This window comes from Lactobacillus sp. WILCCON 0059, assembly GCF_057197985.1.
The window spans coordinates 1,410,070-1,425,842 of sequence record NZ_JBUBHN010000001.1 but is presented as its reverse complement, the minus strand read 5'-3'; the positions used below and the strand labels follow the sequence as shown (position 1 = coordinate 1,425,842).

General features: G+C 49.4%; 13 protein-coding genes. 5 read left to right on the top strand and 8 right to left on the bottom strand.

Annotated features, from left to right (window positions below; genetic code table 11):
• The first annotated feature begins 106 nt into the window (after positions 1-106).
• Positions 107-1,240, top strand: coding sequence for an AI-2E family transporter (locus ACYVUT_RS06720; RefSeq protein WP_484501732.1), 1,134 nt, complete (start codon positions 107-109; stop codon positions 1,238-1,240).
• Positions 1,241-1,360: 120 nt separating this feature from the next.
• Here ACYVUT_RS06720 and ACYVUT_RS06715 read toward each other — a convergent pair whose 3' ends face one another.
• Positions 1,361-2,308 carry an LCP family protein gene (locus tag ACYVUT_RS06715; protein WP_484501731.1) on the bottom strand — a complete coding sequence of 316 codons (948 nt, stop codon included), beginning with the start codon at positions 2,306-2,308 and terminating at the stop codon, positions 1,361-1,363.
• A 60-nt stretch (positions 2,309-2,368) separates the two neighbouring features.
• Entirely contained in the window at positions 2,369-4,627 is a 2,259-nt protein-coding gene (locus tag ACYVUT_RS06710; protein WP_484501730.1) for an HAD-IC family P-type ATPase, read from the bottom strand.
• Between the two features lie 194 nt (positions 4,628-4,821).
• Here ACYVUT_RS06710 and ACYVUT_RS06705 point away from each other — a divergent pair, with 194 nt between their 5' ends.
• Complete coding sequence (locus ACYVUT_RS06705; protein WP_484501729.1) at positions 4,822-5,673, top strand: LysR family transcriptional regulator; 852 nt, start codon at positions 4,822-4,824, stop codon at positions 5,671-5,673.
• Between the two features lie 134 nt (positions 5,674-5,807).
• On the top strand, positions 5,808-6,992 hold the full coding sequence (locus tag ACYVUT_RS06700; protein WP_439776294.1) for a class I SAM-dependent methyltransferase: 1,185 nt from the start codon (positions 5,808-5,810) through the stop codon (positions 6,990-6,992).
• Positions 6,993-7,064: 72 nt separating this feature from the next.
• On the opposite strand, the gene ACYVUT_RS06695 is transcribed toward ACYVUT_RS06700, so the two are convergent.
• Positions 7,065-8,567 carry an ABC transporter substrate-binding protein/permease gene (locus ACYVUT_RS06695; RefSeq protein ID WP_439776295.1) on the bottom strand — a complete coding sequence of 501 codons (1,503 nt, stop codon included), beginning with the start codon at positions 8,565-8,567 and terminating at the stop codon, positions 7,065-7,067.
• A gap of 22 nt (positions 8,568-8,589) precedes the next feature.
• Entirely contained in the window at positions 8,590-9,330 is a 741-nt protein-coding gene (locus ACYVUT_RS06690; RefSeq protein ID WP_484501728.1) for an amino acid ABC transporter ATP-binding protein, read from the bottom strand.
• 516 nt (positions 9,331-9,846) lie between these two features.
• Between ACYVUT_RS06690 and ACYVUT_RS06685 the strand changes: the two genes are divergently transcribed.
• Positions 9,847-10,455, top strand: a complete 609-nt coding sequence (locus ACYVUT_RS06685; protein WP_484501727.1) for a DUF4230 domain-containing protein — start codon at positions 9,847-9,849, stop codon at positions 10,453-10,455.
• An 84-nt stretch (positions 10,456-10,539) separates the two neighbouring features.
• Here the strand turns inward: ACYVUT_RS06685 and ACYVUT_RS06680 are convergent, their stop codons facing one another.
• The 3 genes from ACYVUT_RS06680 to eno form a co-directional block, all read right to left on the bottom strand.
• Entirely contained in the window at positions 10,540-12,030 is a 1,491-nt protein-coding gene (locus ACYVUT_RS06680; protein ID WP_484501726.1) for a DUF6693 family protein, read from the bottom strand.
• A gap of 34 nt (positions 12,031-12,064) precedes the next feature.
• Positions 12,065-12,454: a DUF2752 domain-containing protein gene (locus ACYVUT_RS06675; protein ID WP_484501725.1), complete on the bottom strand. Its 390-nt coding sequence runs from the start codon at positions 12,452-12,454 to the stop codon at positions 12,065-12,067.
• Between the two features lie 161 nt (positions 12,455-12,615).
• Complete coding sequence (eno, locus tag ACYVUT_RS06670) at positions 12,616-13,893, bottom strand: phosphopyruvate hydratase (RefSeq protein WP_002879863.1); 1,278 nt, start codon at positions 13,891-13,893, stop codon at positions 12,616-12,618.
• A 303-nt stretch (positions 13,894-14,196) separates the two neighbouring features.
• On the opposite strand from eno, the gene ACYVUT_RS06665 reads away from it, so the two are divergent.
• Positions 14,197-15,033 (top strand): DegV family protein, encoded by an 837-nt coding sequence (locus ACYVUT_RS06665; RefSeq protein ID WP_484499007.1) that lies wholly within the window; start codon positions 14,197-14,199, stop codon positions 15,031-15,033.
• Between the two features lie 54 nt (positions 15,034-15,087).
• Here ACYVUT_RS06665 and ACYVUT_RS06660 read toward each other — a convergent pair whose 3' ends face one another.
• On the bottom strand, positions 15,088-15,675 hold the full coding sequence (locus tag ACYVUT_RS06660) for a phosphatase PAP2 family protein (RefSeq protein ID WP_484501724.1): 588 nt from the start codon (positions 15,673-15,675) through the stop codon (positions 15,088-15,090).
• Positions 15,676-15,773 lie beyond the last annotated feature (98 nt).

Here is a 15,773-nt window from a genome sequence, read left to right as displayed (position 1 = left end):
AGAATATGATAAAAAATAGCAGTTTTGCAACTGCTATTTTTTTATTGCTTTGGCCAGGGGGAGAAACTGTTATAATAAAAGCTAGTCAAACTAGCGAGGTGGAATGATGAACAAATTTTGGAACCACATTGATCAAAAGTATTTTAAGATTGCCCTCTACTGTCTGGGCACGGTCTTTGCCGGTCTCTTCATCCTGCTTTTGGCCTATGAGTCAACTGGCTTCTGGGTCAGGGTAGGCAAGATCCTGGCGGCGATTGCCCAGCCTCTGACCTATGGCCTGGTTTTAACCTATCTCTTGATGCCTTTGACCAACTTCTTTGACCGGAAGTTTTCCAAAGGCAGCAGCCGGGGAGCAGTGGCGACGGCCAGCCGGTCAGCCGCGGTAGCCTTGACCCTGCTCTTGCTTTTGCTGGTTATTTTACTGGCCGCGACAGCGGTTTTCGTAACTTTTTCCAAGCAGCTGAGCCATTTCAGCCTGGACAGCCTGCAAAGTCTTTATGACCAGCTGAAGGCCCAGTACAGCAGCTTTATCAACGAAATCATGGCCTACCTGCAAAAGCAAGGCTGGTCGACTAGCGGTATAGTCTCCTACCTGCAAAAAGGGGTGGGCCGGGTAACTGGCTTTTTGAGCGACTTCTTCTTCGGGGTGATTTTTGCCATCTACTTCCTCTACGACGGCCAGCGGATCGCGGCTTACTGGAAGAGAAACCTGGGCACCCTCTTAAATAGAAAAGTCATCAATGGCATCAAGGTCTTCCTGGCTGACGCTGACCGGGCCTTCTCTGGCTATATCAGAGGGCAGATCGTCGACGCTTTTATCGTTGGCCTCTTGGTCAGCCTGGCCATGCTGATCGCCAAGGTCCCATATGGCCTTTTGATCGGACTGGTGACCGGACTGGGGAACCTGATCCCCTACTTTGGCCCGATTTTAGGCTATGGGATGGTAATTTTAGCCTGCACCCTCAGCCAGAACATGACGGCCCTGATCGTGGGGATGATCATTCTCCTCTTGATCCAGGCGATTGATGGCAATATCCTCAACCCCAAGCTTTTGTCTTCAGCCATCCATATTCACCCCCTGTACGTCATTGCCTGCGTGATTGCCGGCGGGGCCATGGGCGGCTTTGTCGGGATGCTGATTGCCGTCCCGCTGGGGGCCTTGCTGAAAACTGAATTCGAGCGCTTGATTGCTTACCGGCAAAAGCAGTTGAAAAAAAGCGAAGAGGCAAGGGAAGATTAATTAGCAAGTAGAAAAAACTAACAGCAAAGTAAAAGGACTCGCGAAAGCGGGTCCTTTTTGGTCAGATTAAACAGTAATAAGTATTGAGCATTTAGTATTTAGTAGTTAGTTAAGTTTGCCTTACTGGCCATTAGCCAGCTGGACCTTTTTCAGGCCCGCAGCCTGCCGAACCAGGTTGCTGATTCTCTGCCGCTCTGCCAGGGTGATGTGCTGGTAGGAGACTCCATCTTGGTTAAAACCGCTCCCGTGGGTGTAGTCGGTTTCCAGCTGGTCGCCGCTGGCCAGGTAAGACTTGGCCATCTGGGTCAAGTCACTGAAAGTCAAATCAGTTCTGACCTGGCTGGAGACAGAATTAAGGAAGGCAGGCTTTAAGAGGCTCTGGACATCGGCTCCGCTCTTAATAATGGCGGTCAAAACCTGTCTTTGCCGTTTTTGCCGGCCGTAGTCGCCTTCTGGGTCGTCATAGCGCATCCGGCAGTATTCCAGGGCCTTGTCCCCGTCCATGTGGGTCGTCACGCCCTTTTTGTAGCTGTAGCCTTCGTAGTCAAAGCTCATGAGGGGAGTGATGTCGACTCCGCCCAGCTGGTCGATGATTGACTTCATCCCGCCCATGTTGATCAAGGCATAAGTATTGACTGGAATCTTGAAATACCGGTCTAAGGTCTGGCTGAGCAGCTTGACCCCGCCATAAGTATAGGCGGCATTGATTTTAGAAGGGGAGTATTGCGGATATTGGGGGAAGTTGACCTGGAAGTCCCGCTCGATGCTGACGATGGTTGACTTCTTGGTCTGAGGGTTGAGGACCAAGACCATGATGGAGTCGGTCCGCCCCTTGTAGTCCCGGCCCAAGGCCCCGGTGTCAGTTCCCATCAAGAGGACGACCAGGGGCCTGTTTTTCTTTAAAACTTCCTCCTTGCTGCCATTTTCAGCCGCCTTTAAGCCGCTTTTTTGGTAGGACCGGCTTACGGCTCTTTCCACATTGAAGTAGCTGTAGGCCAGCATGCCGGATAAGATGACCAGCAACAGAATTGCCAGACTCATGATGATTCTAAAAATTCGCTTGCGCATTAAATTCTTCTTTCCCTGTAAAGTTAATTGTCAAAAAATTAGCAAACACACATTTATTTGTTACTTGTTCTTCATGACCGGCTGGTAGACCAGGTCGATCAAGACGGCGGCCAGGAAGGCCACGGCCAAAGAAGTCAAGAGCTCCTTGATCCCGATGGCCGGCATGGCGATCCCGCAAAGAGCCAACAGGCAGGTCAAAAGGATATCGGCGATCTGGACACTGGCTACCGGCTTAGATGGGGCGGACTGCCAGAAGAAGCGCTTGGTCCGGGTGATTAAGACGATCATCATGGCGCTCATAACTAAGAAGACGTAGACCATGGTGCCAACTTGATCATGATTTACCCCGGCCTTTGTTAAGGCTGAGACAAAGGCAAAGCCAATGACGGTCCAGGCAGCGGCCAAGGAAAAAGCGATTTTAGCCAGCTTGCCCATGTCCCAGTTTTCCGGCTTATAAGTGATGTGGGTATTGTCGGTCCCAATCATCATGGTGACCATGTTGTTCATGATCGTGTAGATGACCATGGCATTCAAGGCCATTGGCAGGTAGCCGAAAATAAGATAAGAGAAGGTCAAGAGCATGGTCAGTTCAGCTGTTCTAGCCAGTTTGGTCAAAGACCAGGTGGTCATCCGCTGGTAAACCCGGTGGCCGGCATCCAGGATCTTGACGATCGGCGCCAGGCCGTCGTCTAACAGGACCATCTTGCTACTCTTTTTGGCTACGTCAGCGGCATTTGACACGGCGATGCCGACTTCAGCCTGCTTGAGGGCAGGGGAGTCGTTGACTCCGTCCCCGGTCATGCCGACGATGTAGCCGGCCTTTTGGAAGTATTTCACCATAGCCAGCTTGTCTTCCGGCAGAACATCGGCAATCCCGGCCAGGTCTTCCGCCTTTACTCCCTCTTTAAAGTCGCTGATGGAGATGACTTTGCCAGTCAAGCCGACTTCTTCAGCCACGCTGGTGGCGGTTTTCTGATTGTCCCCGGTCAGCATGATCGGCTTGATCCCCCGCTTGACCAGTTCGGCCAAGGCAGCCTTTGAATCAGCTCTGACCTTGTCTTTAGTGATAAAAATCCCTGCCAAACGGTCATCGAGCAAAATCCCAACTGACCGGCCCAGGCTGAGGTCGACAGCCGCCAATTTTTCAGAAACAGCCGGATCAATCTTGCTGAGCTGCTTGACTGAACCCAGCTTGACGTCGTGGTCGCCAGCTTGCCCTTCAGAATAGCCCTGGCTGGAAGTGAAGGGGGTAAAAGCTTCTGCTTCTTTAACTTGAATCTTTTTCTCTTGCAGGTAGTCCATTAAAGCCAGGTCGATTACGCTTTGGTTGCGCTGGTCGATGGCCAGGCTGGTCAAGGCCAGGACTTCTTCATCTGAGAGCTTTGAAAAATTCGCAAAAGAGGCAACGGCTGTCTTATTTTCAGTAATGGTCCCGGTCTTGTCCAGCAAGAGCAGGTTCAAGTTAGCCGCGTCTTGAATCCCGGTCAGGTCACTGGTCAAAACGCCCTCTTTAGACAGGCGGGTAGCCTCAAAGGAGTTGGAGAGGGCAAAAGTTGAGGGCATGGCCACTGGGATAGAAGCGATGAACATCATGGCCAGGAAGGGCAACATTTCAAGAATGTTTTCGCCCCGGATCACGGCCGCGATCAAGAGGATAACCGTCAAGACTCCGTCCAAAAGGCAGAGGTAGTAGATGATCTTGGTCAAAAGCTGTTGCAGGTGGCCAGGTGCCGCGGACGTGTTGATCAAATTGATGGTCTGTCCGCTTCTTGAATTGGTCCCGGTCGCGCTGACCCTGCCCAGGGCTTCACCATCCATGACGGTCGTGCCCGCAAAGGCGGTGGAGCCGGCTTTTTTGTGGACATTCTTGGCTTCCCCGGTGATTGAGGATTCATCCAAGGTCGAGTCCCCGTCCAAAAGGTCAATGTCGGCAGCTAAAATGTCCCCTCTTTGCAGGTTGACAATATCGCCAACTACCAGGTACTTGGAGTCGATCTTTTGCCAGTGGCCGTCTCTTAATACGGCGACTACGGGGGTCAGCTGCTGGGAAATCGAGCTCAAGACCTTGCGGGACTTCTTCTTTTGCGTGGCTCCGTTGTAGGCGGCAAAGAGCAGCATGAGCAAGACGAAGAGGGACTGGATCCACTTGCCCAGGACACATTCAAGCAGCAGGGCTGCTTCCAGAATCCAGGCACTGAGATTCCAGAGCTTGCCGGCAAATTCCTTCCAGAAGCTGAATTCTGGTTCCGGGACTTGGTTGAGCCCGTCTTTTTTCAGGCGCAGGTCAGCTTCGGCCTGCGTCAAGCCTTTTTCATTCATTCAAACATCTCCTTGTAATTATTCTTCAGTCGTGACGTGTTACATATAGAAGTTATTTTTCTCACTGTTTATTGTAGCCCCTGGGTTGATATAAATAAAATACTGATTTATGATGTTAGATATCGAAAAAGCTGATATCTGTTAACCGGAGAAAGCAAAGAATAAGAATGATGAAATAGAAAAGAGAGGGAAAAATGAATTTCAAGCAGCTTAATTACTTTCTGGTCGTAGCTGAAGAAGGGCAAATTACGTCAGCCGCCAAGCGGCTCTTTGTCGGCCAGCCGGCCCTCAGCTACCAGTTAAAGCAATTAGAAGAAGAATTGGGGGCAAAACTTTTTGTCCGTCAGCCCTACGGAATCGAACTGACTGAAGCTGGCAAGAAGCTGCGGGATTATGCCGGCCAGATTTTGACTTTGGCTAAAAACGCCCAGACAGAAATTACGGAGCTTGACCGGGGCGGGCGGGGGAGAGTTAAATTAGGCTCAGTTTCCTCATCAATTGGTGAACTTCCTTCAAGCAAACTGACGGCTTTTGCCCGCCAGCACCCCGGCGTCTCCTTCGACATCTACGAAGACAATACCTTCGGGATCCTGGACAAGCTGCAGGGCAACCTGCTGGACTTGGCCATTGTCCGCACCCCCTACAACCGGGTCAACTTGAATTTTGTCGACATCAGTGATGAGCCGATGACCGCGGTTACCTGCCAGAATTTTTTCCCTGGCAAAGAAAAGGTAGGCCTAAAAGACCTGGCCGGCCAGCCCTTGGTCATCTACCGCCGCTTTGAGGACATGTTCAAGGAGGCTTTCGCGGAAAAAGGCTTGACCCCAAATTTCGTGGTTACGTGCGATGATTCCAGAACCGCCATCCGCTGGAGTGACTCTGGCCTGGGGCTTGCCCTGGTGCCAGAATCAATTGCCAAAACTTACGCCAAAGGCCGCCTTTACCCGGTTGACCTGGCCAAATGGCGGACCCGCCTGCAGCTGGTCTGGCGCAAAGACCGGGTGGTCACCCCGCTTATGCGGCAGATAATCTCCCTCTATAATTAATTTGCAAGCTGGTATGACAATAAAGTATTATGAAAAAACGGATTTTTACATTATAATAGATAATGATAGTCTTTTTCATTATTTGCTGGAGTTGGCTGAAAAAAACAAATGCATCATGAAAGAGGGAATGCTAAATGTTGGAAAAGACCTTTTATAAGACCCTGCTGAGTCACTCCTTCAACATTCCAGTCAAGGTCAATTACTGGGATGGCAAGTCCGACCTGTACGGCGATGGTGATCCGGAAGTAACCATTACTTTTCATGAAAAGCTTCCGGTCAAGGAGATCACCAGCAACGCCTCCCTTGCTTTGGGTGAAGCTTACATGGACAAGAAGATCGAGGTCGACGGCAGCCTGCAGAAACTGCTCACGGCGGCTTATGAAAGTTCTGAAAGTTTTATGCGGTCGGCCAAATTCCGCCGCTTTTTGCCTAAACAAAGCCACTCAGAAAAGCAGTCAGCCAGTGATATTCAGAGCCACTATGACGTCGGCAATGACTTTTACAAGCTCTGGCTGGACGACAGTCTGACTTATTCCTGCGCCTATTTTACAGATGGCAATAAAGATGACCTAAAAGCTGCTCAGTTGGCCAAGGTCCACCATATTTTAGACAAGCTGCATCCAGATAAGGGCAAGACTCTCTTGGACATTGGCTGCGGCTGGGGCACCTTGATGCTTACGGCAGCCAAGGAATACGGTTTAAAAGTCACCGGCGTTACCTTGAGTGAAGAACAATACCGGCTGGTAAAAGAAAAAATTTCCGAGCAAGGTCTGGAAGACGTGGCTGAGGTCAAGTTGACCGACTACCGGGAACTGGGTGACCAGGAATGGGATTACATCACCTCTGTAGGGATGTTTGAACATGTCGGCAAGGAAAACATGGGCCTTTACTTTAAAGATGTCGCTCGCTACCTTAAGAAAGACGGGGTGGCCTTGATCCACGGGATTACCCGTCAGCAGGGCGGAGCGACCAACGCCTGGATCAACAAGTATATTTTTCCGGGCGGCTATGTGCCAGGCCTGGAAGAAATGGTTGGCCACATCGTGGAAAACGGCTTGCAACTGGCAGATATCGAAATGCTGCGCCGCCACTACCAGCGGACTTTGGAAATCTGGGACCAGAATTTCAACCTGCACAGAAGCAAAATCCAAGAGGAATTCGGGGAACGCTTTACCCGGATGTGGGACCTTTACCTGCAAGCTTGTGCCGCTTCTTTTGAATCAGGCAATATCGATGTCATGCAGTTTCTTTTGACCAAGGGCCCTTCTGGCAAAAATCTGCCAATGACCCGGGACTACATGACTGGTCATAGAGCTTAAAAATGCAAAGCAAAAACTGGAAGCCGAATCAACGGTTTCCAGTTTTTTTGTTTCTATTATCTGTTTTTGCTTTTATGCCCGGCTTGAAGTCAGGTTCATCCGCCGTTCAAAGTAGTTGAGCAGACGGGTTAGAATAAAGGTGACCACGAAGTAGATGCACATGGTGATAAAAAGCGGCATGACCCCGCGGTAGGTCGCGGTTTGAACCAGGCCGGTCTCGTACATCAATTCCCCGACCCCGATGACGGAGACCAGGGAGCTGTCCTTGGTCAAAGTGATGAATTCATTGCCCAGGGCTGGCCAGATATTCTTCAAGGCTTGAGGGAAGACCACGTAGCGGTAGGTCTTGGCCTGGCTGAGGCCCAGGGACCGGGCAGCTTCCGTTTGCCCCTTGTCCACGGAATTGATCCCGGACCGGATGTCTTCAGCCACGTAGGCCCCGGAGTTAAGGCCGATGGCAATGATCCCGGCAGCCAGGGCCGGCATGTTCTTGATCAGCATCCCTACCCCGAAGTAGACGAACATGATCTGAACCATCTGCGGGGTGCCCCGAAGAAATTCGATGTAGCAAACGGCGATAGCGTGCAGAAGCTTGTTTTTAGACAGCCGCATCAAGGCAAAGATGACACCCAGGATCAAACCAATCGTGATGGAGCAAATCGTAATGATCATGGTGTAGCCCAGGCCTGTAGCAAAGTAGCTGGCGTATTTGCTCATGGAGTTGTTCGTCTTGCTTGAGGCCTGCTTCATGGCCTTGGCAGCGGCGGGGATGTATTTCTTGTTAAAAAGGTCCTGCTTTTGGCAGTTGTTGATGGTCTTGTTGATGGCCTTGACCAGGTCGCCTTGCCCCTTGGCTATACCGACAGCGTTGCCCATCTGAGCCTGGCTGAGGCTGGACTTGACCAAGGAAAGGGAAGTGTCGTTAGTGGCGTAAGTCTTGGCGTTCAGTTCACCCAATAAAACCGCGTCAACCTTGCCGGACTTAAGGGCCATGAGCAGGTTGCTGATCTTGGCCAGGCCCTTAAGCTTGATTCCGCTCTTAGCAGCGTTTTTCTTCAAAGAAGTGTATTGAAGCGACCCAGTTTGGGCACCAACCGTCTTGCCCTTGAAGGAAGAAGTGCTGGTGTATTTGGCCTTGTTGGTCTTATTGATGACAAAGTAGTCGGACTTTTCAGCGTAGTAGATCTTGGAGAAGTCGATGCTCTTCTTCCGTTCTGCCGTTGGCGTCATCCCGGAAATGATGACGTCGATCTTGCCGGTTTCCAGGGCAACCAGGAGGGAGTCAAAGTCCATGTTCTTGATTTCCAGCTTGACTCCCAGGTCCTTGGCGATTTGCTTGGCCAATTCCACGTCGACGCCGACGTACTTGTTTTTGCCGTTGACGTTCTTGGTAAATTCCAGTGGTGGGTAGTCAGCTGACATGCCGACGACCAATTTGCCGGACTTTTTGATCTTCTTCATGACCGTCCCACTGGCCACTTTCTTGCTGCTTGCGGCATCAACAGCTGGAACTGCCGCGGTAAAGAGACCGGCCAAGAGCAGGAGGGCGGTCATAATTTTAAAAAGTTTCTTCATCTTGCTTCTCATCCTTTGCTAGCTACGCTTCCAAAATCTTTGCCAAAAAGTCCTTGGCCCGGTCACTTTGCGGGTGGTCGAAGACCTGATCTGGACTGCCTTTTTCCAAGAGGTAGCCGTCGGCCATGAACCAGACTTCATCAGCGACTTTTCTTGCAAAGCCCATTTCGTGGGTGACGACCACCATGGTCATCCCGGTTTGGGCCAAATCCTGCATGGTCTTTAAGACTTCCCCGACCATTTCCGGGTCTAAGGCACTGGTCGGTTCGTCAAAAAGCATCATGTCCGGCTGCATGGCTAAAGCCCGGGCAATGGCGACACGCTGCTGCTGGCCACCGGACAGGCTGGCCGGGGAGTGGTCAGCAAAGTCATCCAGGCCAACTTTTGTCAGGAGCTCATGGGCTAATTTATCAGCTTCCTGGTCGCTCATTCCCTTGACCTTCATCGGGGCCAGCTTGACATTTTCGATGACGGACATGTTGGGGAAGAGGTTGAAACTTTGGAAGACCATGCCCATCTTCTGCCGCAATTGGTCCAGCTCTTCTTCTTTAAGGTCGGTCAGTTCGGTGCCTTCAAAAATGAACTGACCGCTGGTCGGCTTTTCCAAGAGGTTCAGACAGCGCAAAAAAGTACTCTTGCCTGAGCCAGATGGACCAATAACCGTGATGACTTTTCCTTTTTCGATGACGGCATTGATGTCCTTGAGAACTTCCTTGTCGCCGTAATTCTTCTTCAGATGCTTAACTTCGATGATCTTGTTCATGTTTAATCCTTCGTCTAAAAGGACACAAGCAATGAAGAGCTGACAAGCGGCAAAGTTCTGGGCAAGAGTACTTAAAAATGTTCAAGTTGACAGTAATGAAATACTGGAGCCAATGAGCGACTTATGACTGTGACAGCTTTTCATTGCCAGTCCTTGCCTTGCAATGAAACAGCTTCAGTCACCATCATGGATGGTGCTATGTTCGGTGGTGGTAAGTCCTCGTCCTCATTTTGATTTGCTCCTTTTTGAAAAAATAAAAAGTAAAGTAAAGATAAACTTGTAATTAAATCTCTTATTGGTTTTTAATTTTAGCGCAGAAAGCAGACTAATGCAAGGGCAAATGACAACTTTCATGAAAAATGTTGTAAAAATAAGTAAAACAAGCAGATATCCGTATACAGCTAGGAAAAGCAGCTTTTTCCGGCAAATTGCTAAGATATTTAGAAATAACGGCCTTCCTGATTGTTTTTTTCAAGCTGCCTTGCTATGATAGGGGGCACGTAAGGAGGGACTTTTTTGCAAAAAAGAACAGATAAACGGCCTGGCAGAAGGACAGGATTTCTCCAAAAAATAATCGGTATCTTGATTGCTGTGGTATTTTTGGCCGGCGGGATCATGATCGGCCAGCACTTGCCCAGGAAAAGCCGGGACCAGGTAACGGTGGCCACGGTTTCCGCCAAGTTGAAGGCGATCGGGGAACTGGCGACTGAGCAGTACACCTATACCGGCATTTACAAACTGTCTAACGGGCAGATTCCTTTTATTACAAAAAAGGGCTTTACTATGGTCTATACGGCGAATTTCAAGGCCGGAGTCAAGGTCAAGGACATCAAGGTGCAAGTTAATAAAGAGCAGGTAACCGTGACTCTGCCACAGAGCCAGCTGCTGGACAAGAAGATTGACCCGTCTTCAATCAAGTTCTATGACCAAAGCTATGCCCTTTTTAACTGGAACCAAAAAGAAGACATTACTAAGGCTGAGCAGGCGGCTTTAAAGAAGGCAACAGGCGCAGCCAAAAAGTCCGGCCTCTTGTCTAGGTCGCAAAAGAATGCCAAGAAACTGATCAAGCAGCTGCTCCAGGGGACCCTGGACGGAAGGAAATTGGTCATCAAGACGGCTGAATAAAGAAAAAAGTAAAAAATAAATAAAATACGGCATAAAAATACGCTCAAATCAGACTGATCTGAGCGTATTATTTTTTGTCAACTGTTATTCTGCAGGACTGTGGTCAACATGGGTGTGGGAGTATTGGTAACGCCACAGCCAGCAATATAGCCAAGGGGATGCCAGGAAGCCAAAGGGAATTGCCAATACAATCACGAAGACAAGTCCCCGCCATAATATGCCTAAGGCAGTCCCGTCATAAATCAAGCGGTCATTGTTAATGATCTGGTGCTTGGTCTGCCAGCGAAGAATCATATTGTGAGTCCATGGGTAGGCCAGGCCAAAAGTCACTACTAAGAACAGGAATTGGACGATGTTGTAGCCAATGTACTGGAAGGTGTTACCGTCAAAGCGGGAATCTTCTGCGCCATTTTCACCTTCATAGTAGGTGTGGTTCATGTTCCATTTTTGCAGGCCAACAGGGATGAAGAAGGCAAAAAGCCCGCAAGTGATCATTGTCAAGAATTCCCACAGAATCCAGTGGCCCAAAAGAGAAGCACCAGTCCCATTAAAAGTTACCCGCTTGCCGTCAACCACCATGTGCTTGGTTCTCCAGCGCTGAATAGCGCAGTTGAGCCAAGGCGCGGCGAAGCCGCAGGTAATGATGGTCAAAAGGGTATAGAGCAGATAAGTGCCAAACAAGGCAGCTCCAGTCCCGTCAAAGTAGGAGACAGGGCCTGCTTGACCATTCTTGGCTTTCTCAATTTCTTCCTTTTCAGCTTTTTCTTCAGCTTCATGCTTGGCCCGGTAGGTCTGGTAAAAGTCCTGGTAGGCGGCCAGGTCCCGGCTGATGATCGGTTCAACGGCAATGCCTAAGTTTTGCAGCAGGACACGGGAGCAGGTATCGATTCCCCAGACAACGGCCACCCAGCCTAAGATCTTGAAGGTCTGCGTCAAGCCGGGATTGTAATAATTATATGAATATGACTGGTTGATCCCCAGACAGCCCAGGAAGGATAAAACTGAAGCCGCGCCGGTAATCCAGCCCCAGACCGTCCGCTTGCTCTCGTCTTTATACAAAACATGGCCAACTGCTCCAACGCCCAAGGCCGACCCGACCAGGAAGATGGCTCTGACCAAAAAAGTAGCAACCATGAAAACTGCGTAAAAGATATCATTTAAAGGCAGCAGGTACTGGTCATAGATCCAGCCAGACAGGCGGTTCAGCAGCCACAAAGCCACCGTCATGAAAAGAGGGAAGAGGAGGGCAACGCTGGCAAATTTCTCCAAATTGTCAGGCGTCAAGTAGTCCCGCCAGTTTTCCCAGAAATCTCCTGTCTTTTCGCCAGTCGTCTTTAAACCGGAAGTGATGTCTTTGGCGGCATCATCAATGCCCTGGCCTATTTGCTCGCCCATCTGGTCAATGCTGTTGTCAACCTGGCTTATCACTGATTGATCTTTTGGTGCTGTATCTTTGGCTGGAGCCTTTGCAACTTCTGCCTTAGCATCTGACTCAACTTTCTCAACTGGTGCCCCGCACTTTATGCAAAAGTTGGCACCCTCGGGCAATTTAGTCCCGCAGTGTATGCAATACATTATTCCTCCTAAAATAGATAAAAAGCTAAAAAATTTACAGATTTCTGCCCACACCAAAGGAGACCGCGATAAGGAGAAGGATAAGCAGAAAGAGAGTTTCCCCCAGCTTGAAATCTACTTCTCCCTTGAGAACGTAACGGCCTGCCTTATAGAGCAGGTAGATGGCAAAAATCGGCAGCAGGGTCAAGGAAAGGGGATTATACTGCCAAGCCTTGGCAAAATTTCCCTCCAAAATAGCAAGAGCCGCCCGGGTCATCCCGCAGCCGGGGCATAAATAGCCCGTCATTGCCCGAAAAAGACAGGGCAGACCGTGGCCAGTCAAGTGGTAGCTGGCCAGCAGGGCCGAAGCCGCGGCAATTATGATACTCCCATTGCCGATGACTTCTTTAGCCCGCTGTTTAACACTGCCGTTTTCTATACTCATCTGATTAATACTTCTCTTAGGCATTCTTATCTTTATATAAAATTACAAATTATCATTACTAGTATAAAGAGCAGGGGATTAACTGTCAATTCAACTGGCGGAATTTGGGCACAAAAAAAGATCCGCTTATGCGGATCTTTCTTGAGCTAATCTTTTAATGATTAGTCTTGAGCTGGGAAGAAGTCGAGACGTTCGCCGTCACCGAGTTGTTCTTCGATTCTCAACAATTGGTTGTACTTTTCAACACGTTCTGAACGAGCTGGGGCACCAGTCTTCAGTTGGCCGCCGTTAGTAGCAACAGCGAAGTCAGCGATGAAGGTGTCACCAGTTTCACCTGAACGGTGAGAAATCATGGTGTTGTAGCCGTGCTTACGTGAAATCCGGATGGTTTCCAAAGTTTCAGTTACAGTACCGATTTGGTTCAGCTTGATCAATGAAGCGTTACCTGCGCCTTCCTTGATGGCCTTTTCCAGCAAGCGTGGGTTAGTGCAGATAAAGTCGTCAAGAACGATTTGCAGACGGTCCTTGTGGCTTTGAGTGAACTTAACCATGCCTTCAGTGTCGTTTTCGTCGTATGGGTCTTCCATTGAGATCAATTCTGGGAATTCTGCGAGCAGCTTGTCGTAGTATTCTGCCAATTGGTCACCGTCAAGAACCTTGCCTTCCAGGTGGTACTTGCCGTCTTCCTTGTTGTAGTAGTATGAAGCAGCACAGTCACAAGCGATGGCAATGTCTTCGCCAGGAACGTAACCAGCACGTTCGATAGCTTCGTGCAAAGCCTTCAAAGCTTCTTCTGAGTCCTTCATGTTAGGAGCGAAACCACCTTCGTCACCCAAGCCAGTTTCGTAACCCTTTTCTTCCAAAACCTTCTTCAAGGTGTGGTAAGTGTTAACGATCTTTTCGAAGCCGTCACGGAATGAAGTCTTCTTAACTGGAGTGATCATGAATTCTTGGATGTCGATGCCGTTGTCAGCGTGTTCACCACCGTTGATAACGTTGTGGAAAGTTTGAGGCATTGACAAGTCAGTACCGCCAAGGTAACGGTAAAGAGGTTGGTGGGTAGCCTTAGCAGCTGCTACAGCAGTAGCCATTGAAGTACCCAAGATAGCGTTAGCGCCCAACTTACCCTTGTTTGGAGTACCGTCAAGTTCGATCATAGCCTTGTCGATAGCTGGTTGGTTGAATGGGTCTGCACCTTGCAGTTCGTTGTTGATGGCAGTGTTAACGTTGTTAACAGCCTTCATAACACCCTTGCCGCCCAAACGTGAGCCACCGTCACGCAATTCAACAGCTTCGTTTTCACCAGTTGAAGCACCAGATGGAACTTCAGCGCGGCCAACTACGCCGTTTGACAGAGTAACTTCAACTTCAACAGTTGGGTTACCACGTGAGTCAAAGATTTCTCTAGCATGAACGTTTTCAATAACAACCTTGGTCATTAAAAAATCCTCCTTAAAATACGCTGTTGAAGGAATCCTTCGACAGCAAGAGCATTCGCTCTGTAATTATTTACAAGTTCATTATAGTATAAGCTTGTGAATCCGTAAACAGCTGATTTGTTGAAAACGGATACAATAACCAACTTTTTACAAATTTTACTTTTTGCCAAGAATTTTGCCAGCTTTTTTATCTTGAAAGCGGTTAGTGAAAAAATCCCCCAGTACGGCAAAAACTGTTAAAATAGATTTAGAAACAGGTAAGGCAGAAGAAGCTGCCGGAAAAAGTAGAATCGGGATAATATTATGGAAAACGTGAGACTGATAGTTGATTCAAGCGCCAATACTTTGAGCGATCCAAGCCGCGGCCTTGAGGTCGTGCCATTGACTTTGACCATCGGCCAGGAAAATTGGCTCGATGACGAGCAGCTGAACATGGCTGCTTTTTTAGGCAAGATGGAAGCCAGCCAGGAAGCAGGCAAGACTGCCGCTCCAAGCATCCAGCGCTGGCTGGACAGTCTGGAAGGCTGCGAGAAGGCAGTGATTGTGACGATCACCAGCGGTTTGTCGGGGACGTACTCTTCAGCCTTGCAGGCCAGAGACATCTATTTAGAAACCCACCCGCATGCCCAGATCGTCGTGGTTGACTCCCGGTCAGCGGGGCCTGAATTGGAAGTAATTCTGGAAGGAATCGAAGAAATTCTTAAAGATGACAAGCTGCGTTTTGCTGACTTGGAAGCAAGAATTGCCGACTACCGGACCCAGACCCACCTGGTTTTCGTCCTCCAGTCGCTGAGAAATCTGTCTTTAAATGGCCGGGTTTCCCCAGCTGTAGCCAAAATCGCGGGAATGCTGAAGATCAATTTGATCGGGACGGCCAGCGTTGACGGTGACCTGCAGCCTGTAACCAAGGCTAGAGGGATGAAGAAGGCCCTGCGGGAATTGGTCAAGCAGATGAAAGAAGAGAAGTACCAGGGCGGCCGGGTAGTGATTGACCACTGCGAAAATGAGGCCGATGCTGAAAAGCTGAAGGAAATGCTTTTGGCTGAATTCCCTGATGCTGAGATCTCCATCCGGCCGATGCGGGGTCTGTGCTCTTTCTACGCGGAAAGAGGGGGGCTCATGGTCGGCTTTCACAATTAAAAGCAAGAATAAAAAGTCCAGAGTTCTGTTAAATTAGAACTCTGGACTTTTTGTCTACTTCAAAAAGAGAGCGGCGTAGATTGTCTGCACGACTGTAAAACAGAAAACTGACAGAGCAACCGCCCCGATCACGTCAGAAGGGTAATGAGCCCGGAGATTGAGGCGGGAAATAACCACGAAAAGCCAGTAGATGATAAGAAATACGGCGAAATACCGGTCAAACAGCCGGCGCAAAAGAGCGTAGAGAATGAGGCACATGGTTGTCGCCCCTAAGACGTGGCCGCTGGGGAAGCTGTAGCCTTCTTCTTCTGACAGGTGGGCATGAGGGCGGCTGCGCTTGACCAAATGCTTGATGATCACACCCGCCGCGTCGGTCACCCCCAGGGTGGCCAGGACCCAAAGGCCCAGGCGGTAGTTGCCTTCGTTTAAGAGGAGGCCGGCGATCAAGACATCCCAGACAATGACCAGTTTTGGCTCGTTGATAAAGGCAATGATCTTCCAAAAAATATTCTTCTGTGTCCGCACCAGTTTCTTGTGCAGCTTCTTGTCCAGGCGGTTGAAGGCCGGAGAGTAGAGAATGTTGAGAATCAAGACCAGCAGGACCAGCCCTGAGATTGTCAGTGAAATAAGGTCGATTCGCAAATTTTCATTTTCTTTCTAACAAAATTTGACTTGTCCAGTTAAAAATACAACTGGACTTTTACGGAAAATATTCTACACGTCAGCGGCTGGAAAATCAA